This window comes from Microbacterium paraoxydans (genome assembly GCF_900105335.1).
In the GTDB taxonomy this organism is placed as follows: Bacteria; Actinomycetota; Actinomycetes; order Actinomycetales; family Microbacteriaceae; genus Microbacterium; species Microbacterium paraoxydans.
Genome location: NZ_LT629770.1, coordinates 2330289 through 2356434 on the forward strand (window position 1 = coordinate 2330289; position 26146 = coordinate 2356434).

A 26146-nucleotide genomic window follows, 5' to 3' on the forward strand; every position below is an offset into this window, starting at 1 on the left:
CACGGGACCGCTCTTCCGCTGTCGCCCTCTCCCGAGGCCGCTCCCCACGGCCCCATGGATCACGCGCCGAGGGCGGCGACCCGGCGGTTCACCGAGGAGCGCAGCAGGGCGAGGTTCGTGGCCTGGCGATCGGCGGCCAGGTAGATGAACAGGTCGTCGTCGAGCATCTTGAGCAGGTGCAGCTGCGTGTTCAGCGTCAGCAGCATGTCCTCGAGCTCGCCTTCGATGCCGAGGGCGTCGATCGTGCGCTTCTTGTTCTTCACGATCTCGCTGTTGAACGCGCTCGCGACCTCGAGGTCGAAATCCGGGCGGACGGAGCTCGAGGCGAGCGGCAGCCCCGATTCGAGGTCGACGATCGACGCCCCGATGAATCCGTTGATGTCGCGTTCGATGTCCGCCAGCAGCGCGTTGAGCTGATCTTGCGTGGCCATGGTTCTCCCCAGTCGTCTCCGTCGCGCGCAGCAGCGACCGCCCTGTGCGGTCGTCCCCAGCGCCGCGCGACCTGTGAAGTGTATAACGTTACTCGGCGAGCGGGCCAGTCTCAGACCGAGGTCGCCGCGCGGAGGGCGATGCGGACCATGTCGCCGAACGTCTGCTCGCGCTCCTGGGCCGTGGTCTCCTCACCCGTGACGATGTGGTCGCTGACCGTGCAGATCGCGAGGGCGCGGCGCCCGTGGAAGGCGGCGAGCGTGTAGAGCCCCGCCGCCTCCATCTCGACGCCGAGGATGCCGTGCTGCACGAAGGGCGCGGTGAGCTCCGGACGGGTGCTGTAGAACTGGTCGCTCGAGAACAGCGGCCCCACGTGAACCGTGGACGAGAGGGGCTCCGTCTCGCTCGCCTCCACCGCCGCGCGCAGCAGGGCGAAGTCGGCGAGCGGGGCGTAGTCGAGGCCGTGGAAGCGCACGCGGTTGATGCCGGAGTCGGTGCTCGCGCCGTTCGCGATGATGATGTCGCGCACCGCGAGCCTCTCGGTCAGCGCGCCGCACGACCCCACCCGGACGATCGTCTGCACGTCGTACTGGGTGAACAGCTCCGTCGCGTAGATCGCCATCGACGGCTGCCCCATGCCCGAGCCCTGGACGGAGACCCGATGCCCCTCCCAGGTGCCGGTGAAGCCCAGCATCCCCCGCGTCTCGGAGTACAGCTCGGCGTCGTCGAGGAAGGTCTCGGCGATCCACCTCGCCCGCAGCGGGTCGCCGGGGAACAGCACGATGGGGGCGATCTGACCGGGTTCCGCGGCGATGTGGGTGCTCATCCGCTCAGCGTACTCAGCCCTCGCGACGGCGGACGATCTCCCCGATCCAGAGGGGCGCGAAGGGTGAGGTGCAGCCAGGGGCCGTGGGGTAGTCGGCCAGGACCTGGAGCCGCTCGCCGATGTCCACCGCCCGTGCACGCAGGTCCGGATGGAAGATGCCGATGTTCGCGAGGGTCTCGTTCATCGCCCACTGCAGGCGCGGCGGGGCCTGCTGCAGGTCGCGCTCGATGAGGTCGAGCAGGTGCGGCAGGTCGAGGCCGTCGGCGTCCTTCGTCACCCGGACCGTCGTGAGCGACCACGCGGCCGCGGCGACGGTGGGATCGGCATCGTCGAACCAGCGCCGGCGCAGCTCCTCGGCGAGGGGTGACTTCTTGAGCACGTAGTTCACGAACCAGTCGTTCACCTTGGGCGGACGGGTCTCGCGCAGCATCGTGTCGAGCTCGTCGGCGGTGAAGTCGGCCGGGCGGCACACGAGCAGGGCCAGGAGCCGGGCGGACGTCTCGCCCGTCGCCCACAGTTCGCGCGCGAGGGCCTGATCGGTCTTGATGCGCTTCGCGAGGGCGCGCATCCGGCTCAGGTTGATGCCGTGGTCGTCGCCGCGCCTCTCGTTCGCCGCGCGCTGCTTGGGGTCTTCCAGCGCCGCGAGCTCCGCCAGCGCCTCCTCCACTGTCATCCCGCCAGGGTAACCCTCGTCGACCCACCCCTTTCGGTGCATCCCGGCCCCCTGCGGACGCACTTACGGGGCCGGGTGGCGCGGAAGGGGGTGGATCGGAGGGAGGTCAGTCCTCGTCGAGGAGTTCGCCGCGGATGCGACGGAGGTCTTCCATGAGGGAGCCGATGAGGATCCAGTGCTGCGAGGACGGCGGACGGATCACGAGCGGAGCCGTCAGGGCCGGGATGGCGGAGGTCAGCGGCTCGGGCTCCGCGGAGGGAGCCGTGGTCTGCACCGCGAGGCGCACATCGTGTCCGGCGCGGCGGAGCTGCTCGGCGATCGCGGCGACCGCGGGCTCTTCCCCGAGCCGGTCGTCGTAGTGATCGAAGTAGGCGCGGGTCATGCCGATGGTCTGCGTGACGATGGGCGAGAGCCGGTCGAGCAGCGCCTTCAGCTCCTGCAGGTCGGCGCGATGGGTCGAACGCCGCGGATTCAGCGTGAGCGACTCCTCCCCGGCGGCGATGGCGGTGGCCGCGGCATCCTTCATGGGCCGCAGCAGCCGCACCTCGACCATGAGCTCCTGCAGCCGCGCCGGCGTCTGCGGGGCGGGCAGGGCGTCCGCCAGGCGGTCGAGGCTCGCGGCGAGCTCCCGCCCGAGCAAGCCCACGTTCCGTCGGGCCGGCTCGACGAGCACCGGGGGCACGATCAGCGCGTTCACGACGATGCCGATCACCACCCCGATCAGGGTCTCCACGATCCGGGCGACCGCGTACTCCGGGCTCGACGACCCGAGCGCCAGCACGAGCATCGCCGAGATCGCGACCTGGTTGCCGGTGCCGGGGGATGCCCGGAAGATCCACGCGACGAGCATCGCGACGACGATCGCCAGCAGCACGATCCAGCTCGGCGAGCCGAGGAGCAGGCCGAGACCGACCGCGATGACGACCCCGACGATCACGCCGATGCTGCGCTCGAGCGCCTTCGACAGCGACTGGTTGACGCTGGGCTGCACGACCAGGAGCGCGGCGATCGCGGCGAACACCGGCAGCTGCCCGGGGAAGACCCAGCCCGCGATCAGCCACGCGGCGATGGTCGCCGCGGCCGACTTCACCACCTGCAGCAGGGGGGAGCGCTGGGAGGCGCGGATCGCGGCGGGGATGCGCATGACCTCCACGGTAGTCGCGCCGATGTCAACCCCATCGCCCTTCTCGCGCCCAGCAGGCTGAATGGAGGCACACGAACGACGAACAAGTGAGGAGCATCCCCATGGTGCAGATCATCGAGACCATCGACGTCGACGTTCCCGTCCGCACGGCGTACAACCAGTGGACGCAGTTCGAGAGCTTCCCGAAGTTCCTCGACGAGGTCGTCTCCATCACGCAGATCGACGAGACCCACACGCACTGGAAGGTGAACGTGGGGGGCGCGGAGCGTGAGTTCGACGCCGAGATCACCGAGCAGCACCCGGATGAGCGCGTCGCGTGGAACAGCGTCGGCGGCGAGACCGAGCACGCGGGCGTCGTGACGTTCCACAAGCTCGACGACAACACCACGCGGGTGACCGTCCAGCTCGACTGGGCGCCGGAGGGGCTGCTGGAGAAGGTCGGTGCGCTGGTCGGCGCGGGATCCCACGCGGTGAAGAAGGACCTGAAGAACTTCAAGGAGTTCATCGAGGGCCGCGGCGTCGAGACCGGCGCCTGGCGCGGTGACGTGGACGCCTGACGCATCCTCTTCGAGGCCCGGGACCCGTACGGTCCCGGGCCTCGTCGCGTCCGCAGGCGTGCGGACGTCGGACGGGCGTGCTTGCATGGGCGCATGGACACGACGGAGCGTCTCCGGGGCGAAGCTCGAGCCGTGCTGGCGACCGTGATCTGCTTCGTCGGTGGAGGTCTCACCGGGGCGCTGCTCCTCGCCGGTCCGCCGCGGCCCCTGACAGGGGAGGGAGGCCTCGCGCTGCCCGCCGCGGGAGTCGCCGGCGGCGTGGCGGCGCTGGCCTTCGTCGTCAGCACGCTCCTGCACCGTCGCGATGAGGCAGCCGCGATGCCGCGCTGGCAACGGGTCGTGTCGCGCCTCTCGGCCGCCGCCCTCACCGTCGCGTTCGGGGCCGTGACGGCGATGGGCGTGCTGCTCACCGCGGAGGTGCTCGCGGCGGGCCTGCGCGGTCTCGCGCTCGGAGCGATCGGCGGCGGGCTGCTCACGGGGGTCGCGGCGGCGGTCGGCGGACGACTCGCGTTCGGTGCGGGGATCGGTCTCCGGACCGCCGACCTCGCCGGACTCCTGTTCGGGTTCCTCGTGATCGGCACGCTGTTCGCGATGGTGACCGCCGTCGACCCTCGGTGGTGGGAGGAGAACTTCTCGCAGCTCGGGGTGGGCTGGGCGTTCAACGGCACCCTCGTCGTGGCCGGGCTGCTGGTCGCCACCGTCGGCGCGTACATCGGACGCGACCTGCATCGGCTGCTCGGCGACGACGCGCTGTCCCGGATCGCGACCGTGGTCGTGCTGTGGGCCGCGGCCGGACTCGCGCTCTCCGCGGTGGGTCTCGTCCCGCTCTCCCGGGCGCCCGTGCCGCACGACATCGCCGCCGTCGCGGCACTGCTCCTGTTCCTTGGGGCGGCCGGGGTGACGACCGCCGCCGTCCCCGGGCGGCCCCTGGCCCTCGTCGTGACCTCCGTCGCTGTGGGGATCCTCGTGATTGCGGCGGTGCTGCTGTGGTGGCCCATCGGCTTCTTCCCGGTGACCGCGGTGGAGGCGGTGGTGGTGGGGCTCGGGCTGCTGTGGATGACGACGCTCGTGCGGGTGCTGGCGATCCTCGCGCCGGAGGAGGCGCGTCCCTCCGCGCGTCCCTCGCTCTGGCAGGGCAGGCGGTCGCGCGAGCTCAGGCAGGTGCGCGCGCCAAGCGCCTGACGTGGCGCGAAGGCCTGCGTCGGCGTGGGGCGTCGGGAGGGAAAGGGTGCGGGAAATAGGGCATCCGTCCGATGTCGAGGGGCCACCTCAGAGCGGAGTGTAGGGATACACCGAACCGCGAGGAGACATCATGTTCGAGCACCCCTACCTCACCCAGCAGGTCACTGCTTTCGAGCAGGAGCAGATCGAGCGCGCGGTCGCGCGGCGCCGGATGCTCATCGAGCATGCGGACCAGATCCTCCCGCGCCCCGCAGGCCCGCTGCGCCGCCTGCTGCGCCGCCTCGGACGCGGCAGCGGAGCCGCGGCGAACCGGGTGCCGCGCGCGGGAGCGTGCGACCCGGCCGTCGCCCGATGACCGACGTCGGCGTGCTGTCCTTCCCGCTCGGCCATCCGGATGTCCGGGGGGAGTGGCACGATGGATCCATGGCCCCAGCCCCCGCCGCCGCGATGGTCGGGCGTGACGCCGAGCTCGCCCAATTGCGCCGCCTGTTCGACGGCGTGCGCGAGGGCGTTCCCGCCGCGCTGCTCGTCGAGGGCGAGGCGGGGATCGGCAAGTCACGGCTGGTCCGGGAGTTCGGCGCCGACGTCGCGAACGCCGCCGACGTGCACGTGGGATGGTGCCTCGACCTCGGCTCCTCCCGCGCCCCATTCGGACCGCTCGCCGGCATCCTTCGTTCGATCGTCGAGCGGCTGGGTGAAGAGCGGGCACGAGAGGCGGTCGGCGTGGGCGTCGAGGCGCTCGGCATGCTGCTGCCGGAACTCGTCGACACCCCTGCCGCCCGTGACCGCACGAGCCCCGAGCGCCTGCGCGACGCGATCGCCTCACTCATCGAAGCGGCCACGGAACTGGCGCCGCAGGTCATCCTCGTCGAAGACCTGCACTGGGCCGACGACTCGACCCTCGCGATCCTCTCCTTCCTGCTCCGCACGCTCGACCGCGGACGGCTCCTCCTGCTCATCACGTGCCGCACCGACGACGTGCGTCGGGGAGACGCGGTGAGCCGGTTCATCGGCGAGGCCTCGCGAGCCCGGCTGCTCGAACGGATGACCGTGCCGCGCCTGGACGACCATGCGGTCGGCGAGCTCGTCGAGCAGATCACAGGACGCGCGCCCAGCGTGACGGCGCTGGAGCGGCTGCAGGTGCGTGCCGAGGGCGTGCCCTTCTTCGTAGAGGAGATCGCCGGATGCGCCAAAGGTCCGCTGCCGGAGAGTCTGCGCGACCTCCTGCTCGCCCGCTTCGACCGTCTCGGCGACGACGCGCGCCGCGTGGTGCAGGTCCTGTCCGGCGCCGAGCGGCCGATCGCGGACCCGCTCCTCCAGCGCCTCGCCGAGCTTCCGGAGGCGCGGCTCGAGGAGGCGGTCCGTGAAGCGGTGCGCAGCAGCATCATCGTCGTCGATGAGGACGACTACCGATTCCGTCACGCCCTCCTGCGCGAGGCCGTGCACGACGACCTGCTGCCCGGCGAGAGGGCGCGCCTGCACCGGTCCTATGCCGAGGCGCTGGAGCAGGGAGAGGCTGACGACCCGGCGGCGCTGGCCTACCACTGGCAGCTCGCACAGGATGACCGTCGCGCCATCGCCGCCGCCGCGGAGGCCATGCGGCAGGCCAAGGCCCAGTACGCCTTCGCCAGTGCGGCGCGGTTCGGGGAGCTCGTCCTCGAGCTCTGGCCGCTCGTGCCGGACGCGGAGGAGGCCACCGGATTCGCGAGGCTCGCGCTCCTCCACGTGCTCGGGTCGGTCCTCCGTAACGCCGGTGACGGCGAGCGCGCGCTGGCGGTCGCCAATGTCGCCCTGAGCGAGGTCGACCCGGCGACGGTCGACCCGCGACTGCACGCGCGGCTGCTCCGCAACAAAGCGCTGTATCTCGTGAACCTCGGGCGGCTGGGGGCGATCCCGCTGCTGCAGGAGGCTCTCGAACTGGCCGAGCGGATCAACGACGACGTGTTCCGTGCGGAGCTGCTCAATCAGCTCGCGAGTCGCCGAATGATCGCGGGCGACCGCGAGGACGCGATCCGGCTCGCCGACGAGGCCGAACGTCGGGCGAAGGGCGCCGCGACCACCGATCAGCTCTCGATCGCCGCGAATGTCCGCGGCGCGTCGCTGGCCCACCTCGGCCGGATTGCGGAGGGCGTGCGCGAGTACGAACGGGCGCGTGAGCTGGCCGCCGGATCGACCGCCGAGATGCGGTACCGCGTCAACTACTCCGATCTGCTGACGCTGCTCGGTCGCTATCGGGAGGCGGTCGCCGTTGCGGAGGAGGGCCTGCGCCGGGCCCGCGAGTTGCGCGTCGAGCGGACGTCGGGCTCGATCATGGCGCAGAACATGATCGTTTCCTTGCTCGAACTCGGGGAGATCGGCACGGTCGAGGACATGTTGGCCCGAGACTTCCTGCAGGGCACGCTGCGAGTCTTCCGGATGTACGTCAGCATGACCAGGGTGCGCGTGCTCGCGTGGCGGGGCCGGGCGACGGAGGCCGCGGAGACCCTGCAGGAGTGGCTGCCGGCGTTCGAGGAGACGGGGGTCTCGGAGCGGCAGATCTGGTACGACCGGATCACGATGACGGTCGCGGTGGCGGAGAGCCGTGGCGACATCCGCGAGGCGCTGGACGCGGTGCGGGAGATGCTGGCGGACAAGGGTCCGGTGCTGCTGCACGAGCGCCGACTGCTCCTCGAGGCCGGCGCCCTCGTGTCGGAGCTGCGGGCGAGCGGTGGGGACGACGAGGCGGCGGTCGCGGCGATCGAGGCGGCGTGGGCGGCACAGCCGCAGGAACTGCAGGGCGACGCGTGGTCGACGGTGCTCGGCGCACTCCTCGACCCCTCGGCCGCTGCTGTCGACGAGGCTTTGCTCCGCGCGGACGGCGATGACGTGCCGGTGACGTTCCGGGTGGTGCTGCGCCTCGAACGGGCCCGGCTGCACGTGGCGGCGGGTGAGCGCGCGGAGGCGGCGGCCGTGCTCGCCGCGGCGACGGCGATCGCGGAGGATCTCGGTCACGTCCCGCTGCGGAAGGCTCTGGCGCGGTTCGGCGAGGCGGCAGGGCTGCGTCCGATCGGGCCCCGCGAGGCCACCGACACGGAGCAGCTGACGGCCCGAGAACGGCAGGTGCTCGCCCTCATCGCGGAGGGCCTGAGCAACCGCCAGATCGGGGAGCGCCTGTTCATCAGCGTGAAGACCGTCAGCGTCCACGTCTCGGCGGTGCTGCGGAAGCTCGGCGTGAGCACGCGCACCGAAGCGGCGCTCGCCCATCGCACGGCCGAAGAAGGGGAGACCCGTCAGTCCGCCGTGGTAGCGTGACCGAGCATGCATGTCGGATCATCGGCATGATGCAGGCCGCGTGAGCGGCCGGTCAACAGAAAGTAGAAAACACATGGCCACTGGCACTGTGAAATGGTTCAACGCAGAGAAGGGCTTCGGCTTCATCGCTCCCGATGACGGTACCGAAGACCTCTTCGCCCACTACTCGGCTATCGCCGGCTCCGGTTTCAAGGAGCTCCGCGAGAACCAGAAGGTCGAATTCGACGCTGAGCGTGGCCCCAAGGGCATGCAGGCGGCGAACATCCGCGCTCTCTGAGCGTGCGCTGACTTCCTGAAGCCGGCCGGATCCGCACGGGTCCGGCCGGCTTTTCGCTGCCCCGGCACTTTCGAATCGCCCACTTTGCGGCATCCGGGCGCCGGATGGGACAAGGTGAGCGATTCGAAACGGGAGTGAGGGCGCCCTAACCTCCGTGTTAGATTAGGCGAGGCTTACCAAAGGCCGGACGCTCTCGCGTCGACACCCCATCTCCCATCCCGAAGGGAACGCCTGTGCGCACCTCTCGACTCCTCGCCCTCGGCGCGGCCGCCGCGCTCGCCGTGACGCTTTCCGCCTGCTCGTCCTCCGCGCCGGAGTCGACCGCGACCACCGGCGGCAACCCGGCCTCCGACGACGCGTTCCCCGTCACCATCGAGCACGTCTACGGCGAGACGACCATCGACGAGAAGCCCGAGCGCGTGGCGACGATCGCGTGGGCGAACCACGAGGTGCCGCTGGCCCTCGGCATCGTCCCGGTCGGCATGAGCAAGGCCACCTGGGGCGACGACGACGACAACGGCATCCTCCCCTGGGTCGAGGAGAAGCTCGACGAGCTCGGCGGCGAGACCCCGGTGCTCTTCGACGAGACCGACGGCATCGACTACGAGGCCGTGGCCGACACCGCTCCCGACGTGATCCTCGCCGCCTACTCCGGGCTCACGCAGGAGGAGTACGACACGCTCTCCAAGATCGCCCCGGTCGTCGCCTACCCCGACGTCGCGTGGGGCACGTCCGTCGACGACATGGTCGAGATGAACGCCAAGGCCCTGGGGCTCGAGGCCGAGGGGGAGGCCCTGATCGAGAACCTGCACGCCGACGCGGACGCCGCCCTCGCGGCCAACAGCGCGCTGGAGGGCAAGAAGGTGCTCTTCGCCTACTTCGACCCGAGCGACCTCAGCCAGATCGGCTACTACACCGCGGCCGACACGCGCCCCGGCTACCTGCACGACCTCGGCCTGCCGCTCCCCGCCATCGTGGAGGAGAACAAGGACAGCGACCAGTTCTACCTGCAGGTGAGCGCCGAGGAGGCGCAGAAGTTCGACGACGTGGACGTGCTGGTGACCTACGGCGACGACTCCACCCTGGCCACGCTGCAGGCCGACCCGCTGCTGTCGAAGATCCCCGCCATCGCGGACGGCCGCGTCGCGATCCTCCCTGACGCCACGCCCATCGCCGCCTCGGCGAACCCGTCGGCGCTGTCGATCCCGTGGGGTCTCGAGGACTACCTGGCCATCCTCGCCGCGCCGCTCGCGAAGTAAGCTCCGCGTCCGCCCCCCAGCGGAGAGTCGTCGTGATCTCAGCACCCGTCCTCGCGTCGGACGCCGCCACCCTGCGGCGTCCGACGGTGGTGCGCACCCTCTGGCTGCTCGCCGGGGTCGGAGTGATCCTCGTGCTCGTCGTGCTCTCGGTGTCGTTCGGGGTGCGCGCGGTCACGCTCGACGACATCCTCGCGGCGCTCTCCGGCCAGACCGACACGATCGCGCAGGCCGCGGTCGTCAAGCGCATCCCCCGCACGGTGCTCGCGCTCCTCGTGGGGGCGGCCCTCGCGCTCGCCGGGGCGACCATGCAGGCCGTCACCCGGAACCCCGTCGCCGACCCCGGCATCCTGGGGGTCTCGAACGGCGCCTCCTTCGCGGTCGTCCTCGGCATCGCGTTCTTCGGGCTGAGCAACCCCTACGGGCAGATGGCCTTCGCGATCGTCGGCGCCGCCGCGGCGGCCGTCTTCGTGTACACCGTCGGCTCGCTCGGCCGCGGCGGAGCCACGCCGCTCAAGCTGGCCCTCGCGGGGGCGGCGACCTCCGCCGCGTTCGCCTCGCTCATCAGCGCGGTCATGCTGCCGAGGGTCGACCTGCTGCAGACGTTCCAGTCGTGGCAGATCGGCGGCGTCGGCGGGGCGGAGTGGCCGCGGATCGCGATCACCGCGCCCGTCCTCGCGGTCGGCGCCCTCATCTGCTTCCTGTGCGCGCGAGGGATGAACTCCCTCGCGCTCGGCGACGACATGGCCAAGGGCCTCGGCGAGCACGTGCTGCGCACCCGGATGCTGTCGGCCCTCGGTGCGGTCATCCTCGCCGGCGCGGCCACGGCGATCGCGGGACCGATCGGGTTCGTCGGGCTCATCGTCCCGCACATGTGCCGGATGCTCGTGGGGACCGACCACCGGTGGCTGCTGCCCTTCTCGGCCCTCGCCGGCGCGGCGCTGCTCACCGCGAGCGACATCGTCGGCCGCGTGATCTCGCCGTCGTCCGAGGAGATCCAGGTCGGCATCATCACCGCGATCATCGGGGCGCCGTTCTTCATCTGGATCGTCCGCCGACAGAAGGTGCGGGAGCTGTGAGCACGACCGAGCACACCCTCGTCCGCGGCGACGAGACCGCCGCCGCCCGCACCGCGCGCATCATCGCCGGCCGCCGGGCACGTCACCGCCGTCATGCCGTGGTCACCCTCGCGCTCGGGGTCGTCGTGATCGTGCTGTTCGTCGTGGCACTCATGGTCGGCAACACGTTCTACCCGCTCGACGAGGTCATCCGCGTGATCCTCGGCGAGACGGTGCCCGGTGCGTCGTTCACCGTCGGCGATCTGCGCCTGCCGCGCGCCGTCCTCGCGATCCTCACGGGCCTCGCGTTCGGCATGGCGGGCGTCACCTTCCAGACCATGCTGCGCAACCCGCTCGCCTCGCCGGACATCATCGGCATCTCGAACGGGGCCGGCGCCGCCGCGGTGTTCGGCATCGTGGTGCTCTCGCTCAACGGCGCTGCCGTCTCGCTCCTCGCTCTCGTCGGCGCGCTCGTGACGGCGCTGGCGATCTACCTCCTCGCCATCAAGGGCGGCTTCGCGGGCACCCGCCTCATCCTCATCGGGATCGGCGTCGCGGCCATGTTGCAGAGCGTCATCTCTTACCTGCTGTCCCGGGCCGCGAACTGGGACATCCAGACGGCGATGCAGTGGCTCACCGGCAGCCTCAACAACGCGTCGTGGGAGCGGGTGCTGCCGATGGCGATCGCCGCCGCGATCCTCGTGCCGCTGCTGCTCTCGCAGGGGCGGGCGCTGGGCACGCTCCAGCTCGGCGACGACTCCGCCGCGGGGCTCGGCGTGCGGGTCACCGCCACGCGCCTCGTCTTCATCCTCGGCGCCGTGGCCCTCCTGGCCTTCGCGACCGCCGCCACCGGGCCGATCGCGTTCGTCGCGTTCATGGCCGGACCCATCGCCGCGCGGCTCACCGGTCCCGGCGCCACGCTGCTGCTGCCCAGCGGTCTCGTCGGCGCGGTGCTCGTGCTCGGCGGCGACCTCATCGCCCAGTTCGCGCTCGGCGCGCGCTACCCGGTCGGCGTCGTCACCGGCGTCGTCGGCGCGCCCCACCTGATCTATCTGCTCATCCGCACCAACCGCACCGGAGGCTCGCTGTGACCGCCGCCCACCGCCTGTCCGCCGAGGGGGTCACCCTCTCCTACGGCGACCGCACCGTGGTCGAGGGTCTCGACCTGCAGATCGCGCCGGGGAAGATCACCACGATCGTCGGCGCCAACGGCTGCGGCAAGTCGACGCTGCTGCGCGCCCTCGCCCGTCTGCTGTCCCCGGGGGACGGGGAGGTCGTGCTCGACGGGAAGTCGATCCATGCCCGGCCCACGAAGGAGGTCGCGCGCATCCTCGGCCTCCTGCCGCAGTCGCCCGTGGCCCCCGAGGGCATCGCCGTCGCGGACCTCGTCGGTCGCGGGCGTCATCCCCATCAGCGGGCGCTGTCGCGGTGGAGCGCGCACGACTACGAGGTCGTCGCCGACGCCCTGGACGCGACCGGCATCAGCGACCTCGCCGACCGCAGCGTGGACGAGCTCTCCGGCGGCCAGCGGCAGCGCGTCTGGATCGCGATGGCCCTCGCGCAGGAGACCGACATCCTGCTGCTGGACGAGCCGACGACGTTCCTCGACGTCGCCCACCAGGTCGAGGTGCTCGACCTCCTCACCGACCTCAGCGTCGCGCGCGGCACCACGATCGTCATGGTGCTGCACGACCTCAACCTCGCGGCGCGCTACGCCGACGAGCTGGTCGCCATGAAGGACGGCCGCGTGCACGCGATCGGCGCCCCCCAGGACGTCGTCACCGCCGAGCTCGTGCAGGAGGTCTTCGGCCTCCCCAACCAGATCACCATCGACCCGGTCTCCGGCAAGCCGATGGTCACCCCCATCGGAAGGCATCATGTCCGCTGAATCCACCACGACCGAGCGCCCGACCTACATCCTCACCCGCGCCGAGGTGCGCGCCGTCGCCCGCGTCTCCCCGTCGTTCGTGCGGGTGACGCTCGGCGGCGAGGAGCTCAGCGAGCTGGGGACGCCGGGGGAGGTGTACGACAGCCGGGTGAAGCTCGTCTTCCCACCCGCGTCCGGCGTGCTCGCGGAGATCGACCGGTCGACGCACGACTGGTGGGGTTCGTACCTGGCCGTCCCGGAGGAGGAGCGCGGCTCGATGCGCACCTACTCCGTCCGGGACCTGCGGGTCGACGGCGACGGCCAGACCGAGGTCGACATCGACTTCGTGCTGCACCTGGAGCCCGGGCTCACCGGTCCGGCCTCTCGGTGGGCGAGCACGGCCGCGGTGGGTCAGGAGCTGTGGCTGGTTGGCCCGCGTCGGGGGGTCGTCGCACACGGCGGCGCGGAGTACGCCCCGGGGGCGGCGACCTCGGTGGTCCTGGTCGGGGATGAGACCGCGGCCCCCGCCATCGCCCGCATCCTGGAGGACGCCCCGCGCGACCTCCGCGGCACGGCGTTCATCGAGGTGCCGTCGCCCGCGGACGTGCTCGCGATCGACGTGCCGGCCGGGGTGGACGTGCACTGGCTGCCGCGCGACGCCGGAGAGCCGCACGGGCTCCGCCTCATCCCCGCGGTGCTCGAGCACCTGGGCGACGACGACGCCGGGGACGAGATCCGCGTCACCGACATCGAGGGGGAGGACCTCCTCTGGGAGACCCCCGAGTACTCGAGCCTGGGGGAGGAGATCGCGCCCGACGCCGCCGCCGGCCGCTACTTCTGGATCGCGGGGGAGAGCGGTGTCGTGACGACGCTGCGTCGGCACCTCGTGAAGGACCTCGGGATCGACCGCGCGCAGGTCGCGTTCATGGGCTACTGGCGCCGCGGCGTCGCGATGCGGGGCTGAGATGACCGAGGCCATCGATCACCGCAGCCTGGCGGGGGAATCCCTCGTCCTCGGCTACGGCCGCACGCGGGTCGTGCACGACGTCTCCCTGCGCCTCGCGCCGGGACGGGTGACCGCGCTCATCGGACCGAACGGCAGCGGCAAGTCGACCGTCCTCCGCGCCCTCGCACGGCTGCACCGCATCGAGGCCGGAACCGTGCGCGTGGGCGGTGCGGAGCGGCGTGACGCCGCCGCCCTCTCCGCCAAGGAGTTCGCGAAGACCGTCGCGATGCTGTCGCAGTCCCGGCCGCACCCCTCCGGGATCGAGGTCTCCGACGTCGTCGCCTACGGCCGGCACCCGCACCGCGGACGGTTCTCCGGCGTGAGCGACGCCGACCGCGCCGCCGTGGCGCGCGCCCTCGCCCTCACCGGCCTGTCCGCGATGGCCGCCCGTCCGGTCGACCAGCTCTCCGGCGGCGAGCTGCAGCGCGTCTGGCTGGCGACCGCACTCGCCCAGGACACCGGGGTGCTGCTGCTGGACGAGCCGACCAATCACCTCGACCTGCGGTACCAGGTGGAGACCCTCGACCTGGTGCGGGAGCTCGCCGACGACCACGGCACCGCGCTCGGCGTCGTGCTGCACGACCTCGACCACGCCGCCTCGGTCGCCGACGACGTCGTGCTGATGCACCGAGGGCGGGTGCACGCGGCGGGGGCTCCCGCCGAGGTCCTCACCGGCGAGAACCTGTCGCACGTGTACGGCCTGCGCATCGACACCGCCCTCGACGAGGAGACCGGCCTGGTGCGGGTGCGTCCGCGCGGCCGCCACCACGGTCGCCTCCGCGCCCCCTCTGCCTCCTGATCCCGACCCCCTGAAGGAACCACCGATGAAGAAGACCCCCCTCGCCGTGCTCGCCCTCGGCGGCGCCCTCACCCTCGCGCTCGCCGGCTGCGGCACCACGCAGACGCCGTCCGCCGAGGGGTCCGACGCCCCGACCTCGACGAGCGCGGGCTGCACGGACGACACCACGAGCACCTCGACCGGGGCGGTCTCCGTCACCGACGATCTCGGCCGCACGGTCGAGCTCGACAAGCCGGCCGAGCGCATCGCAGTGCTCGAGTGGCAGCAGATCGAGGACGCGCTGTCGCTGTGCGTGACGCCGGTCGCGGTGGCCGACGCCGAGGGGTACAGCACCTGGGTCACCGCGGAGGAGCTGCCGGAGGGCGTCGTGGACGTGGGCACCCGCCAGGAGCCGAACCTGGAGACGCTGTTCGGCACCGATCCCGACCTCGTGATCGTCGAGGTCAACGCCGCGGACGACCCCATCGTCGCGCAGCTCGAGGCCTACGACGTGCCCGTGCTCGCGACGATCGGCGCCGATGCGGAGGACCCGATCGCCAAGATGCTGAACACCTTCGACCTCATCGCCCAGGTCACCGGCCGCGAGGAGCGGGCCGACGTCGTCACCGAGGAGTTCCAGGAGCACCTCGACACCGCGAAGGCCGAGCTCGCCGACCGCGACCTCGCCACCACCGACTTCGTGTTCTTCGACGGCTGGGTCGACGGCGGCAACGTGGCGCTGCGTCCGTTCGGCCAGGGCTCGCTCGTCGGCGAGGTGGGCGAGGAGCTCGGGCTGACGAACGCCTGGACCGGCGAGGTCGACCCCGTGTACGGCCTCGGTCAGACGGATGTCGAGGGCATGACGACGGTCGGCGACGCGAACCTGTTCTACACCGGCACCGCGGACCCGGACTCGGAGAGCTTCGTCGACGCCCTCGCCGACAACCCCGCCTGGACCTCGCTCCCCGCGGTGGCGGAGGACCGCCTGACCGCGTTCCCGGCCGGTATCTGGACCTTCGGCGGCCCGCGTTCGACCTCGCAGATCATCGACGGCTACCTCGAGGTGCTCTCGAAGTGACCGAGACCCTCCGCCTCGACGACACGACGGCGACCGCGGAGCCCGACGCCCCGTCCGCCGTCTCCGTGGGGGCGGGGGGTCGCACGCCCGGGGTGTGGACGGGCGTCGGCGTGCTCGTCGCTCTCGCCGTCGTGCTGGTCGCGGTCGCCTGCTGGCACCTCACCCAGGGCACGAGCGGCGCGGTGTTCGCCGACACCGACGTCCTCTGGGGGTCGCGGGTGCCGCGGCTCGCCGCCGGCGTCGCGGTGGGCATCGCCCTCGGGGTCGCCGGCATGCTGCTGCAGTCCCTCGCCCGCAACGCCCTCGCGTCGCCGGACACGCTCGGCGTGACAGCCGGGGCCTACCTCGCCGTCACGGCGCTCGCCGCGTTCGGGATCGCCGTGCCGGTGTGGGCCTCCGGGGCGGTGGCGTTCGCGGGCGGCATCGTCGCCGCGGGCATCGTGCTCGGGCTGGCCGGAGGGGCGGGGTCGTCCACGACCCGCCTCATCCTCGCCGGCACCGCGCTCGCGCTCGCCTTCCAGGCCGCGACCTCGACGCTGCTCATCCTGTTCGACGAGGAGACCAAGGGACTGCTCGCCTGGGGAAGCGGGAGCCTGTCGCAGCTCGGACTCACCGCGTTCCTCCAGGCGGCACCGGTCGTCGTGGTCGTCACGGTGCTCGCGCTCCTGCTCGCACGGCGCCTCGACATCCTGTCGCTGGGGGACGACACCGCCTCGTCGCTCGGCGTGCCGATCCGGTCGACGAGGACCATCGGGATCCTCCTCGCGGTCACTCTCACGGCGGTCGCGGTGACCCTCGCGGGGCCGATGGGCTTCGTCGGGCTGTGTGCGCCGGTGCTCGCGCGGCTGTTGACGCGGGTGGTGCCGAGCCTGAACCGCCATGTGCTGCTGATCCCCGCGGCGGGGCTCCTCGGCGCCCTCGTCGTCATCCTGTCCGACGCCCTCCTGCGCGCGGTGATCGGCGCGGAGGCCGCGATCCTCATCCCGACCGGCGTCGCGACGACGCTGCTCGGTGCGATCGTGCTCGTGCTCATGGCCCGACGCCTCCGCGACGCCGGGCCCACGCGCGAGCCTCCGCGGGTGCGCTTCGGCGTCCGCAGCCGCCTGCGCTTCCGGATCACCCTCGCCCTCGTCGCCCTCGGCGTGGTCGGGGTGCTGCTGCTCGGACTGCTCGCCGGGCACACCTGGCTGCTCACCGGCGACATCGCGCTGTGGCTGCAGGGGCAGGCTCCCGCTCCCATCGCCTTCGCCCTCGACGAGCGGGCGCCGCGGATCGTGGCCGCCGTGGTCGCCGGCGCCGCGCTCGCGCTCTCCGGCGCCGTGATCCAGGGGGTGAGCCGCAACCCGCTCGCCGACCCGGGCATCCTCGGCGTCACCGGCGGCGGCGGGCTCGGCGCGGTGCTGGTGATCACGAGCATCACGTCGTCGACGGGCGGGATGATCGTCGGGGCCGTCGCGGGCTCGCTGCTCGCCTTCGCCCTCGTCTACCTGCTGTCGTGGCGGGGCGGCCTGAACGCGGACCGTTTCCTGCTGATCGGCATCGGGGTGTCGTACTTCACGGTCTCGCTCACGACCTTCCTCCTGCTGCGGTCGAACCCGTGGGACACCCCGAAGATCTACACCTGGCTCTCCGGCACGACCTACGGGCGGGTGTGGGAGCAGGTCATCCCGCTGGCGATCGTCCTCGTGATCGCGGTGCCGTTCGTGGTGATGGGTCGCCGAGAGCTCGACGTGCTGTCGCTCGATGAGGACACGCCGCGACTGGTCGGCATCCGGCTGGAGCCCGTCCGGTTGACGCTGCTGCTGGTGGCGGCGATCCTCGCGGCGCTGAGCGTGACGGCGATCGGGGTCATCGGCTTCGTGGGGCTCGTGGCGCCGCACGCCGCGCGGGCGCTCGTGGGCGCACGGCACTCGCGGGTGATCCCGACGGCGGTGCTCCTCGGCGGGCTGCTCGTCGGCATCGCGGACACGATCGGCCGGACGGTGATCGCCCCCGCGCAGCTTCCGGCGGGTCTCGTGGTCGCGCTGATCGGCGCCCCGTACTTCGTCTGGCTGCTCTGGCGCTCCCGCTGACCCGCTTCGAATCGCGCAAATGGCCCCATTCCCGGAGGAAATGGGGCCATTCAGGCGATTCGAACGGGGTTACCGGGCCAGGAACTGCGTCAGCGCGGCGTTGACCTCGTCGGCGTGGGTCCAGAGGAGGCCGTGCGGGGCGCCCTCGACCTCGACATACTCGGCCTCGGGCACGGCCTGGCGGAAGCGGCGGGCGGTCGCGTCGATCGGCAGGATGTTGTCCTTCGTGCCGTGCAGGATGAGGGTGGGCTTGCCGGCGGCGGCCACGGCCTTCACGTCGTCGCGGAAGTCCTCGATCCAGGTCGGGACCACGGCGTACGCGGCGACCGGGGCGCTGGTGACGGAGAGGTTCCAGTTCGCGTCGACGACCTGCTGGCTGATGCGCGTGCCGAGGTTCTCGTCGAGGTTGTAGAAGTCCGTGTAGAACTGGGTGAACCAGGCGTAGCGGTCGCCCTTGGCGGCGGCCTCGATCCCGTCGAAGACCTCCTGCGGCACGCCTTCGGGGTTGTCGTCGCGCTGCACGAGGAAGGGCTCGAGCGACGCGAGGAAGGCGAGCTTCGCGATGCGCTCGTGGCCGTAGCGGCCGACGTAGCGGGCGAGCTCGCCGGTACCCATCGAGAAGCCCACGAGCACGACGTCGCGGAGGTCGAGGGTCTCGAGCACCGTGTTCAGGTCGGCCGCGAACGTGTCGTAGTCGTAGCCGGAGCCGACCTTGGAGGACTGGCCGAAGCCGCGGCGGTCGTAGGTGATGACGCGGTACCCCTGGGCGAGGAGCTCGCGGGTCTGGCGCTCCCAGCTGTGGCCGTTGAGCGGATAGCCGTGGATCAGGACGACGGGCTGACCGCTGCCCTGGTCTTCGTAGTAGAGCTCGATCGGGGTGGTGTTCTCGGTGCCGACGGTGATGTAACCCATGATGTGTTCCTTTCGGTGCCGGTGAGAACGATCGTTCTCGCCTGATGTGATCAATCTAGAGAACGTTCGTTCTCGTGTCAAGTAGACTTCTGGACATGACCGAAGACGAGGCCCGCGAACGCATCCTCTCTGCCGCGGAGGAGCTGTACTACCGCAAGGGCTACGCGGCGGTCGGCATGGACGAGCTGCGGGCTGCCGCCGGCGTGTCGCTGCGGCGCGTGTACTCGCTGTTCCCGGCGAAGACCGACATCGTCGCGGCGGTGCTCACCCGGAAGCACGCCGAATGGGAGCAGGGGCTCACGGCGGCGGTGGCACAGAGCGGCGACGACCCGCGCGCCCGCCTCCTCGCGGTCTACGGCTACCTCGAGGACTGGTTCTGCAGCGACGGGTTCCGGGGCTGCGCCTTCATCAACGCGTTCGGCGAGCTCGGGGGGACGAGCCCCGAGGTGGCCGCGATCGTCCGCGCGCACAAGGCCTCGTTCCAGCAGTACATGGCGGAGCTCGTCGCGGCCACCGGTGCCCCGGTGGGGCTGGCCGCCCAGCTCTCTCTCCTCGCGGAGGGGGCGCAGAGTACCGCGGCGATCGGCGCCGACCCGGAGGCCGCCGTGCACGCACGCCGCGCCGCCGAGGTCCTGATCGACGCTGCCCTCGCTCCGGCCTGACGCCTCCACTCGCTAACCTGGTTAGCGAAACGAAGGGGGACTGTCAAGGCCACTGCCTTCTGCTCCCGCCCCGCGTAGGGTGCCGACATGGAGACTTCGACGAAGGGCATCGCCCGCCAGAGCCTCGTGATCGCCGCCGCCGTGTTCATGCTGATCGCCGCGGCCGTCGGCGCCGGCGCGTTCGGCGGTGACTCCGTCGACGAGCTGCAGAACGGCGCGCTCTCGGCCCAGGGGTCGTACCTCGCCCCCGCCGGACCGGCGTTCTCGATCTGGTCGCTCATCTACCTCGGACTCCTCGCCTACACCGTGTGGCAGGCCCTCCCCGCGCAGCGCCAGGACGAGCGTCAGCAGGCGGTCGGCGGCTGGATCGCCCTCTCCATGGTCCTCAACGGCCTCTGGCTGGTGACCGCGCGGTACCTGACGCTGTGGCTCACCGTGCTCGTGATCGCGCTGCTGCTCGCGACACTCGCGCGCATCATCGTGCTCCTCGGCCGGTTCCCCGCCCGCTCCCTCGCCGACCGCCTGCTCACGGACGGGGCGAACGGCCTGCACTTCGGCTGGGTCACGATCGCGACCGTCGCCAACACCGCCGCCTGGCTCACGCAGACCGTCCCGGGCCTCGGGGCGGACGCCCCCGACGCTTGGGCCGTCGCCGTGCTCGTCGTCGTGCTCGTGATCGGTGCCGCGTCGGCCTGGTTCACGGGCCGCCTCGCTCCGGCGCTGGCAACGGCCTGGGGGCTGAGCTGGCTCGCGGTCGGGCGGCTTACCGGTGAGCCGGAGAGCACGCCCACCGCCGTCACCGCGATCATCGTCGCGGTCCTGCTCGTCATCGTCGGCGTCGTGGCGGTCCTCCGGCGGCGTCGCCTCGCCGGCACGCGCGACCGCGCCCCGCTCGGTCGTTAGAGGACCAGCCGGTACCCCATCCCCGACTCGGTGAGCAGGTGGACCGGCGCCGAGGGCTCCTGCTCCAGCTTCTTGCGGAGCTGCGACATGTACAGCCGGAGGTAGCCGGAGTCGGATACCTGCGCGCTGCCCCAGATCTCCTTGAGGAGGTCCTGCCGGGTCACGAGCGCGCCGGGGTGCCGTGCGAGGTGCTCGAGCATCCGCCACTCGGTCGGCGTGAGGTGCACACGGGTGCCGGCACGGGTCACGGTCTTCGTCGCGAGGTCGACGACGACATCCCCGAACGCGACCACGGACTCCCCGTTCGCGGCGACCGCGCGGCGGGAGAGCGCCCGGAGCCGGGCCAGCAGTTCATCCACCTGGAAGGGCTTCGTGACGAAGTCGTCCGCCCCCGCGTCCAGCGCCTCGACCTTGTCGGCCGAGCCCGTCCGCCCCGACACGACGATGATGGGCACGCTCGTCCAGCCGCGGAGGGCCTGGATCACCTCGATGCCGTCGAGCCGGGGCATGCCGAGGTCGAGCATGATGAGGTCGGGATGGGTCTGCGCCGCGGCGGCGATCGCGGCGGCGCCATCGGCGGCCACGACGACCTCGTACCCGTGGGCCGCGAGGGTGATCCGCAGCGCCCGCACCATCTGGGGGTCGTCGTCGGCGATGAGGAGCTTCACTCCGTGCCCTCCGTGTCGGCGGTCCCTGCGGCGAGCGGCAGGGAGATGACCATGGTGAGTCCGCCCCCAGGGGTGTCCTCCGGTGTCAGGCTACCGCCCATGCCCTCGGTGAATCCGCGGGAGAGGGCGAGCCCGAGCCCCAGCCCGGTCGTGTTGTCGGTGTCGCCGAAGCGCTGGAACGGCTGGAAGATCGCATCGCGCCGCTCGGGGGCGATCCCCTCGCCGCGGTCGACGATCCGGATCTCCGCCCGATCGCCCAGCCGGCTGCTCGACACGAGCACACGGCTGCCCGCCGGCGCGTGCCGGTGGGCGTTGGCGAGCACGTTCACGAGCACGCGCTGGAGCAGCACCGGGTCGGCGTGCAGCGGCGGGAGGTCGGGATCGAGCGCGAGCTCGACGTCGGCGGGGCCGAGGCCGAGCTCGTCCACGGCGGCGAGCACGGGGCCGGCTGCGTCGATCCGCTGCGCCGAGACGGCGAGCACCCCCGCCTCCACCCGGCTCACGTCGAGGAGGTCGGTGACGAGGGTGGAGAGCGTCGCGAGGCTCTCGTCCGCGGTCTCCAGCAGCTCCGCGCGGTCTTCGGCGGACAGGCCGTGCGCGCCGCGGAGGCCGCCGATCGCCGCGACGGCCGAGGCGAGCGGCCGCCGCAGATCGTGACTGACGGCGGAGAGGAGGGCGCTGCGCACCTGATCGGTCTCGGCGAGAGCCTCCGCCTCCCGTGCCGTGGCTCGCAGATCGGTGTGCTCGATGGCGGCGGCGAGCTGGGCGACGATCGCGTCGAGCAGGCGGCGCTCCGGACCGGCGATCGGCTCGCCGTTGAGCTCCAGCACGGCCCGCGGTCCCCCACCGGACGCGACCCCGACCGGGATGGTCGTGGCGCGGCCGTCCGGCACGGGCTCGCCGTCGCTCGCCAGCACCTCCCCGGACGGGGTGAGCAGCCGCACCCCGCTCAGCCCGAACGCCTCCCGCGTGCGGCTGACGAGGGCGAGCACGGCGTTGTCGCCGCGGAGGACATTCCCGGCGACGGCCGCGAGGAGCTCCGCCTCGGCGGTCGCCCGCTGCGCAGTCCGCGCCCGGCGGGCGGCCTGGTCGACGATGAGGCTCACGAGGATCGCGATGATGACGTAGAGGGTGAGCGCGAGCACGTGCAGGGGGTGCGCGATCGTGATCGTGAACAGCGGGGCGACGAAGAGGAAGTCGAGGGTGATGCCGGAGAGGACCGCCGCGAACACCGCGGGGCGGATGCCGCCGATGAGGGCGACCACCACGACGAGGAGCTGGTAGGCGAGCACCTCGGCCGTGATCGACTCCGGGCTACGGACCGTGAACATCAGCCAGGAGAGCAGCGGGCCGAACACCAGTGCCACGCCGAACCCCAGCGCCTGACGCCGCCAGCCGAGCGCACCGCCGGTGATGCGGGGGAGGGCGAGCCGGCCGCCCGCCGCGGCGTGGGTCACGATGTGCACGTCGATATCGCCCGAGCGGCGGATGACCTCGGCGCCGATGCCCGGCCCGGTGAGCGCGGCGGCGAGGCGGCCGCGACGACTGACCCCGATCACGAGCTGCGTGGCGTCGGCACCCTGGGCGAACTCCACCAGCGTCGCGGGGATGTCGTCGCCGACCACCTGATGGTAGCTCCCGCCGAGCGACTCGACGAGGGAGCGCTGCGCGGCCAGGGCGCCGGGGGTCTCGTCGCGCAGCCCGTCCTGGGCGGTCACGTGCACGGCGAGCAGCTCCCCGCCGGCGGACCGGGCGGCGATGCGGGCCCCGCGGCGCAGCAGCGTCTCGCCCTCCGGGCCGCCGGTGAGGGCGACGACCACCCGCTCGCGTGCCTGCCACGCTCCGGCGATGCCCTGTTCGGCGCGATAGCTGCGGAGCGCGCTGTCGACCTCGTCGGCGAGCCACAGCAGCGCGAGCTCCCGCAGCGCGGTGAGGTTGCCGAGGCGGAAGTAGTGCGAGAGCGCGGCGTCGATGCGCTCCGCGGGGTAGACGAGGCCCGCGGCGAGGCGGTCGCGGAGCGTCTGCGGCGCGAGGTCGACGACCTCGATCTCATCGGCGGCGCGGACCACCGCGTCCGGGATGGTCTCGCGCTGGGCGATCCCGGTGATCTTCTCCACGACCGCGTTCAGCGACTCGATGTGCTGCACGTTCACGGTGGTGACGACGTCGATCCCTGCGTCCAGCAGCTCCTCGACGTCCTGCCAGCGCTTGGGGTTCCGCGAGCCGGGGGCGTTCGTGTGCGCGAACTCGTCCACGAGCGCGATCTCCGGGCCGAGGGCGAGCACCGCGTCGAGGTCGAGCTCGGAGAGGACGACCCCGCGGTGGGCGTCCTCCCGGCGCGGCACCTCGGGCAGCCCGGAGGTGAGGGCGGCCGTGGCCGCACGGCCATGGGTCTCGACGATCGCGATGACGACGTCGCGACCCTCGTCACGGAGCCTCCGGCCCTCGGCGAGCATCTCGAAGGTCTTCCCGACGCCCGGCGCGGCGCCGAGGAGGACGCGCAGTCGCCCGCGGCGGTTCCGGTCCGTCGCGGGGCGCAGCGGCCGCTCTGCGCTCATGCACCCTCCCGGTCGTCGAGTGCGAGATTCAGCTCCGCGACGTTGATGCGCTCCTCGCCGAGGAACCCCAGGTCCCGCCCTTGAATCCTAGACTCCACCAGCGCCCGGACGTCGTCCTCCGGCAGGTCGCGGGCGGCGGCCACCCGCGGCACCTGGAGCAGGGCGTACGCGACGCTGATGTGCGGGTCGAGTCCGGAGCCGGACGCGGTCACGGCATCCGCGGGCACCGCGGACGGATCGACCCCCTCCCTCGCGGCGATCTCGGCCTTCCGCGCGGCGATCTCGGCGACGAGGTCGGGATTCTCCGGCCCGAGGTTGCTGCCGCCCGACCAGGCCCCGTCGTACCCGTCGCCGGCCGCCGAGGGGCGGGACTGGAAGTACTCCGGCAGGGCCTCGCCCTCGGCATCCGTGAAGGACTGGCCGATGAGCGCGCTGCCCCGGCCGCCGGGGAGCATCGAGCCGTTCGCCTGTGCGGGGAGGAGGAGCTGGCCGATGCCGGTGACGAGCAGCGTGTACCCGACGCCGAGGACGAGGGTGAGGACGAGCATCGCGCGGACGGCGACACCGGCGGTGCGCATCGTGGTGCGGGTGGTGGACGACATGGCGTTCCTTTCGAGCCCGGTCAGAAGCCGGGGAGGAGGCTGACGAGGAGGTCGATGAGCTTGATGCCCACGAACGGGGCGATGACCCCGCCGAGGCCGTAGACGAGCAGGTTGCGCTGCAGGATCTGGGAGGCGCTCGCCGGCCGGTAGGTCACGCCACGGAGCGCGAGCGGGATGAGGAACACGATCACGATGGCGTTGAAGATGATCGCGCTCGTGACCGCCGAGGCCGGCGAGTGCAGCTGCATGATGTTCAGCGCCGCGAGTCCGGGGAACACGCCCATGAACATCGCCGGGATGATCGCGAAGTACTTCGCGATGTCGTTCGCGAGCGAGAACGTCGTCAGCGCGCCGCGGGTGATGAGCAGCTGCTTGCCGATGCGGACGATGTCGATGAGCTTGGTCGGGTCGGAATCGAGGTCGACCATGTTGCCCGCCTCCTTGGCCGCCGAGGTGCCCGTGTTCATCGCGACGCCGACGTCGGCCTGGGCGAGTGCCGGGGCGTCGTTCGTGCCGTCCCCGGTCATCGCGACGAGGCGCCCGCCCTCCTGCTCGCGGCGGATGAGGTCGAGCTTGTCCTCAGGGGTGGCCTCGGCGAGGTAGTCGTCGACGCCGGCCTCGGCCGCGATGGCCTTCGCGGTGAGCGGGTTGTCTCCGGTGATCATGACCGTGCGGATGCCCATGCCGCGCAGTTCGTCGAACCGCTCTCGGAGGCCGTCCTTGACGATGTCCTTGAGGTGCACGACCCCGAGGATCCGATGGGTCCCTGAGCTTGTCGAAGGGCCTGAGTCCGGCTGGGTCCCTGAGCCTGTCGAAGGGCCTGAGCCGGACTGGGTCCCTGAGCTTGTCGAAGGGCCCTGCACCGCCACGACGAGGGGCGTGCCGCCGCCCGAGGCGACGTCGTCGGTGAGGGTCGTGAGCTCGTCATCGGGGGTCTGCCCCAGCCAGGCCGCCACGGCCGAGGCCGCGCCCTTGCGGATCTGCGTGCCGTCGGCGAGGTCGAGACCGCTCATGCGCGTCTGCGCCGTGAACGGGACGACGACGGCGTCCGCCGGGGCCTGGACCCGGATCCCGCGGGCGGCGGCGAGCTCGACGATCGATGCGCCCTCCGGCGTCGGATCGGCGAGGGAGGAGAGGGCAGCCGTGCGCAGCAGCTCCGCGGCGTCCACCCCGGTGAGCGGCAGCACGGCGTGGGCGCGGCGGTTGCCGTGGGTGATGGTGCCGGTCTTGTCGAGGAGCAGCGTGGTCACGTCGCCCGCGGCCTCCACCGCCCGCCCCGACATCGCCAGCACGTTCCGCTGCACGAGCCGGTCCATGCCCGCGATGCCGATGGCGGAGAGGAGCGCGCCGATCGTGGTCGGGATGAGGCAGACGAGCAGGGCGATGAGGACGGGGATGCTCACCGGCGACGCCGCGTACGAGGCGATCGGGTTCAGCGCGAGGACCACGACGACGAACACGATCGACAGGCTCGCGAGGAGGATGTTCAGGGCGATCTCGTTCGGGGTGCGCTGTCGGCTCGCCCCTTCGACGAGGGCGATCATGCGGTCGACGAACGTCTCGCCGGGCTTCGACGTGATGCGCACGACGATCCGGTCCGACAGCACCCGGGTGCCGCCGGTGACGGCACTGCGGTCGCCGCCGGACTCGCGGACGACGGGGGCGCTCTCACCGGTGATGGCTGACTCGTCGACCGTCGCGATGCCCGCGACGATGTCGCCGTCGCCCGGGATGAGCTCGCCCGCGGTGACGATCACGAGGTCGTCGCGCTGCAGCTCCGCCGACGACACCGTCTCCGTCGGCGCTTCGGCAAGCTCAGCGACCCACTCCGCGCCCCCCTGGGTCCCCGAGCCGAGGCCTTGGGTCCCTGAGCCGAGGCCCCGGGTCGCTGAGCCGAGGCCCCGGGTCCCCGAGCCGAGGCCTTGGGTCCCTGAGCTTGTCGAAGGGCCCACCACCCGCCGCGCCATCGTCTGGGTGCGGGTGTTCCGCAGGCTCGCGGCCTGGGCCTTGCCCCGCCCCTCGGCGACCGACTCCGCGACGTTCGCGAAGAACACGGTCAGCCAGAGCCAGATCGCGATGCCCCAGGTGAACGCGGCCGGGACGGGGGTGCCGCCGGAGGGGGCGGGCCCGCCGAGGAAGGGCTCCGCGATCGCGAGGACGGTCGTGAACGCGGCGCCGACCCACACGAGGAGCATCACGGGGTTGCGCACGAGCGTCGCGGGGTTGAGCTTCCGGAGCGCGCCGGGGAGCGCCTGAGCGAGCTGGGCGCCGCCGAAGGAGCGCGGCGGGCGGGCCGCGACGGCGGGGGCGTCCTGCTGTTCGGGAGGGGTGGTCAGGAGGGTCATGG

24 protein-coding genes are annotated in these 26146 nt (G+C 72.0%); 15 read left to right on the top strand and 9 right to left on the bottom strand.

Annotation, left to right across the window (positions count from 1 at the left end; translation table 11 throughout):
• Nucleotides 1-59: 59 nt before the first annotated feature.
• From BLU02_RS11560 to BLU02_RS11575, 4 genes are all read right to left on the bottom strand, one after another.
• The gene (locus tag BLU02_RS11560; RefSeq protein ID WP_025104036.1) at nt 60-431 is read right to left on the bottom strand and encodes a roadblock/LC7 domain-containing protein; all 372 of its coding nucleotides are present in this window, start codon (nt 429-431) and stop codon (nt 60-62) included.
• Between the two features lie 110 nt (nt 432-541).
• Nucleotides 542-1255: a purine-nucleoside phosphorylase gene (deoD, locus tag BLU02_RS11565; protein ID WP_060923398.1), complete on the bottom strand. Its 714-nt coding sequence runs from the start codon at nt 1253-1255 to the stop codon at nt 542-544.
• Between the two features lie 13 nt (nt 1256-1268).
• A complete protein-coding gene (locus BLU02_RS11570; protein ID WP_060923399.1) occupies nt 1269-1928 on the bottom strand; it encodes a DNA alkylation repair protein in 660 nt (219 codons plus the stop codon).
• 106 nt (nt 1929-2034) lie between these two features.
• Nucleotides 2035-3072, bottom strand: coding sequence for an FUSC family protein (locus BLU02_RS11575; protein WP_060923400.1), 1038 nt, complete (start codon nt 3070-3072; stop codon nt 2035-2037).
• Between the two features lie 101 nt (nt 3073-3173).
• Between BLU02_RS11575 and BLU02_RS11580 the strand changes: the two genes are divergently transcribed.
• The 13 genes from BLU02_RS11580 (at nt 3174) to BLU02_RS11640 (ending at nt 17494) form a co-directional block, all read left to right on the top strand.
• Nucleotides 3174-3629, top strand: a complete 456-nt coding sequence (locus tag BLU02_RS11580; RefSeq protein WP_025104032.1) for an SRPBCC family protein — start codon at nt 3174-3176, stop codon at nt 3627-3629.
• Nucleotides 3630-3722: 93 nt separating this feature from the next.
• Entirely contained in the window at nt 3723-4811 is a 1089-nt protein-coding gene (locus BLU02_RS11585; protein ID WP_083370982.1) for a DUF998 domain-containing protein, read from the top strand.
• 130 nt (nt 4812-4941) lie between these two features.
• Complete coding sequence (locus BLU02_RS11590) at nt 4942-5166, top strand: hypothetical protein (protein ID WP_083370983.1); 225 nt, start codon at nt 4942-4944, stop codon at nt 5164-5166.
• A 68-nt stretch (nt 5167-5234) separates the two neighbouring features.
• Nucleotides 5235-8102: a helix-turn-helix transcriptional regulator gene (locus BLU02_RS11595; protein ID WP_167627849.1), complete on the top strand. Its 2868-nt coding sequence runs from the start codon at nt 5235-5237 to the stop codon at nt 8100-8102.
• Between the two features lie 73 nt (nt 8103-8175).
• On the top strand, nt 8176-8379 hold the full coding sequence (locus tag BLU02_RS11600; protein ID WP_025104028.1) for a cold-shock protein: 204 nt from the start codon (nt 8176-8178) through the stop codon (nt 8377-8379).
• Between the two features lie 233 nt (nt 8380-8612).
• Nucleotides 8613-9638, top strand: a complete 1026-nt coding sequence (locus BLU02_RS11605; protein WP_060922838.1) for an iron-siderophore ABC transporter substrate-binding protein — start codon at nt 8613-8615, stop codon at nt 9636-9638.
• A 32-nt stretch (nt 9639-9670) separates the two neighbouring features.
• Nucleotides 9671-10714 carry a FecCD family ABC transporter permease gene (locus tag BLU02_RS11610; protein WP_060922837.1) on the top strand — a complete coding sequence of 348 codons (1044 nt, stop codon included), beginning with the start codon at nt 9671-9673 and terminating at the stop codon, nt 10712-10714.
• Nucleotides 10711-11784 (top strand): FecCD family ABC transporter permease, encoded by a 1074-nt coding sequence (locus BLU02_RS11615; protein ID WP_060922836.1) that lies wholly within the window; start codon nt 10711-10713, stop codon nt 11782-11784. Before BLU02_RS11610 ends, BLU02_RS11615 begins: the two co-directional genes overlap by 4 nt.
• Nucleotides 11781-12581, top strand: coding sequence for an ABC transporter ATP-binding protein (locus BLU02_RS11620; protein WP_025104024.1), 801 nt, complete (start codon nt 11781-11783; stop codon nt 12579-12581). The genes BLU02_RS11615 and BLU02_RS11620 overlap by 4 nt, the downstream gene beginning before the upstream one ends.
• The gene (locus BLU02_RS11625; RefSeq protein ID WP_060922835.1) at nt 12571-13524 is read left to right on the top strand and encodes a siderophore-interacting protein; all 954 of its coding nucleotides are present in this window, start codon (nt 12571-12573) and stop codon (nt 13522-13524) included. Before BLU02_RS11620 ends, BLU02_RS11625 begins: the two co-directional genes overlap by 11 nt.
• A 1-nt stretch (nt 13525) precedes the next feature.
• Entirely contained in the window at nt 13526-14365 is an 840-nt protein-coding gene (locus BLU02_RS11630; RefSeq protein WP_060922834.1) for an ABC transporter ATP-binding protein, read from the top strand.
• Between the two features lie 25 nt (nt 14366-14390).
• Nucleotides 14391-15422, top strand: coding sequence for an ABC transporter substrate-binding protein (locus BLU02_RS11635; RefSeq protein ID WP_060922833.1), 1032 nt, complete (start codon nt 14391-14393; stop codon nt 15420-15422).
• Entirely contained in the window at nt 15419-17494 is a 2076-nt protein-coding gene (locus tag BLU02_RS11640) for an iron ABC transporter permease (protein ID WP_082750112.1), read from the top strand. The genes BLU02_RS11635 and BLU02_RS11640 overlap by 4 nt, the downstream gene beginning before the upstream one ends.
• 69 nt (nt 17495-17563) lie before the next feature.
• Here the strand turns inward: BLU02_RS11640 and BLU02_RS11645 are convergent, their stop codons facing one another.
• Nucleotides 17564-18406: an alpha/beta fold hydrolase gene (locus BLU02_RS11645; RefSeq protein ID WP_060922832.1), complete on the bottom strand. Its 843-nt coding sequence runs from the start codon at nt 18404-18406 to the stop codon at nt 17564-17566.
• Nucleotides 18407-18501: 95 nt separating this feature from the next.
• Here BLU02_RS11645 and BLU02_RS11650 point away from each other — a divergent pair, with 95 nt between their 5' ends.
• Nucleotides 18502-19068, top strand: coding sequence for a TetR/AcrR family transcriptional regulator (locus BLU02_RS11650; protein ID WP_060922831.1), 567 nt, complete (start codon nt 18502-18504; stop codon nt 19066-19068).
• A gap of 87 nt (nt 19069-19155) precedes the next feature.
• The gene (locus BLU02_RS11655; protein ID WP_060922830.1) at nt 19156-19971 is read left to right on the top strand and encodes a TspO/MBR family protein; all 816 of its coding nucleotides are present in this window, start codon (nt 19156-19158) and stop codon (nt 19969-19971) included.
• Here BLU02_RS11655 and BLU02_RS11660 read toward each other — a convergent pair.
• The 4 genes from BLU02_RS11660 to kdpB are packed head-to-tail and all read right to left on the bottom strand — an operon-like array spanning nt 19968 to nt 26144.
• Complete coding sequence (locus BLU02_RS11660) at nt 19968-20639, bottom strand: response regulator (protein WP_060922829.1); 672 nt, start codon at nt 20637-20639, stop codon at nt 19968-19970. The two genes, BLU02_RS11655 and BLU02_RS11660, sit on opposite strands and share 4 nt — an antisense overlap.
• Nucleotides 20636-23197, bottom strand: coding sequence for an ATP-binding protein (locus BLU02_RS11665; RefSeq protein WP_083370984.1), 2562 nt, complete (start codon nt 23195-23197; stop codon nt 20636-20638). Before BLU02_RS11665 ends, BLU02_RS11660 begins: the two co-directional genes overlap by 4 nt.
• Nucleotides 23194-23799 (bottom strand): potassium-transporting ATPase subunit KdpC, encoded by a 606-nt coding sequence (gene kdpC / locus BLU02_RS11670; protein ID WP_060923297.1) that lies wholly within the window; start codon nt 23797-23799, stop codon nt 23194-23196. Before kdpC ends, BLU02_RS11665 begins: the two co-directional genes overlap by 4 nt.
• Nucleotides 23800-23819: 20 nt before the next feature.
• Nucleotides 23820-26144, bottom strand: a complete 2325-nt coding sequence (gene kdpB, locus BLU02_RS11675) for a potassium-transporting ATPase subunit KdpB (RefSeq protein WP_060923296.1) — start codon at nt 26142-26144, stop codon at nt 23820-23822.
• Nucleotides 26145-26146: the final 2 nt, after the last annotated feature.

Bases quoted from the DNA above. Each gene is read 5' to 3' on its own strand.
- BLU02_RS11560 (WP_025104036.1), bottom strand. From the start codon at position 431: ATGGCCACGCAAGATCAGCTCAACGCGCTGCTGGCGGACATCGAACGC.
- deoD (WP_060923398.1), bottom strand. From the start codon at position 1,255: ATGAGCACCCACATCGCCGCGGAACCCGGTCAGATCGCCCCCATCGTG.
- BLU02_RS11570 (WP_060923399.1), bottom strand. From the start codon at position 1,928: ATGACAGTGGAGGAGGCGCTGGCGGAGCTCGCGGCGCTGGAAGACCCC.
- BLU02_RS11575 (WP_060923400.1), bottom strand. From the start codon at position 3,072: ATGCGCATCCCCGCCGCGATCCGCGCCTCCCAGCGCTCCCCCCTGCTG.
- BLU02_RS11580 (WP_025104032.1), top strand. From the start codon at position 3,174: ATGGTGCAGATCATCGAGACCATCGACGTCGACGTTCCCGTCCGCACG.
- BLU02_RS11585 (WP_083370982.1), top strand. From the start codon at position 3,723: ATGGACACGACGGAGCGTCTCCGGGGCGAAGCTCGAGCCGTGCTGGCG.
- BLU02_RS11590 (WP_083370983.1), top strand. From the start codon at position 4,942: ATGTTCGAGCACCCCTACCTCACCCAGCAGGTCACTGCTTTCGAGCAG.
- BLU02_RS11595 (WP_167627849.1), top strand. From the start codon at position 5,235: ATGGCCCCAGCCCCCGCCGCCGCGATGGTCGGGCGTGACGCCGAGCTC.
- BLU02_RS11600 (WP_025104028.1), top strand. From the start codon at position 8,176: ATGGCCACTGGCACTGTGAAATGGTTCAACGCAGAGAAGGGCTTCGGC.
- BLU02_RS11625 (WP_060922835.1), top strand. From the start codon at position 12,571: ATGTCCGCTGAATCCACCACGACCGAGCGCCCGACCTACATCCTCACC.
- BLU02_RS11630 (WP_060922834.1), top strand. From the start codon at position 13,526: ATGACCGAGGCCATCGATCACCGCAGCCTGGCGGGGGAATCCCTCGTC.
- BLU02_RS11635 (WP_060922833.1), top strand. From the start codon at position 14,391: ATGAAGAAGACCCCCCTCGCCGTGCTCGCCCTCGGCGGCGCCCTCACC.
- BLU02_RS11645 (WP_060922832.1), bottom strand. From the start codon at position 18,406: ATGGGTTACATCACCGTCGGCACCGAGAACACCACCCCGATCGAGCTC.
- BLU02_RS11650 (WP_060922831.1), top strand. From the start codon at position 18,502: ATGACCGAAGACGAGGCCCGCGAACGCATCCTCTCTGCCGCGGAGGAG.
- BLU02_RS11655 (WP_060922830.1), top strand. From the start codon at position 19,156: ATGGAGACTTCGACGAAGGGCATCGCCCGCCAGAGCCTCGTGATCGCC.
- BLU02_RS11665 (WP_083370984.1), bottom strand. From the start codon at position 23,197: ATGAGCGCAGAGCGGCCGCTGCGCCCCGCGACGGACCGGAACCGCCGC.
- kdpC (WP_060923297.1), bottom strand. From the start codon at position 23,799: ATGTCGTCCACCACCCGCACCACGATGCGCACCGCCGGTGTCGCCGTC.
- kdpB (WP_060923296.1), bottom strand. From the start codon at position 26,144: ATGACCCTCCTGACCACCCCTCCCGAACAGCAGGACGCCCCCGCCGTC.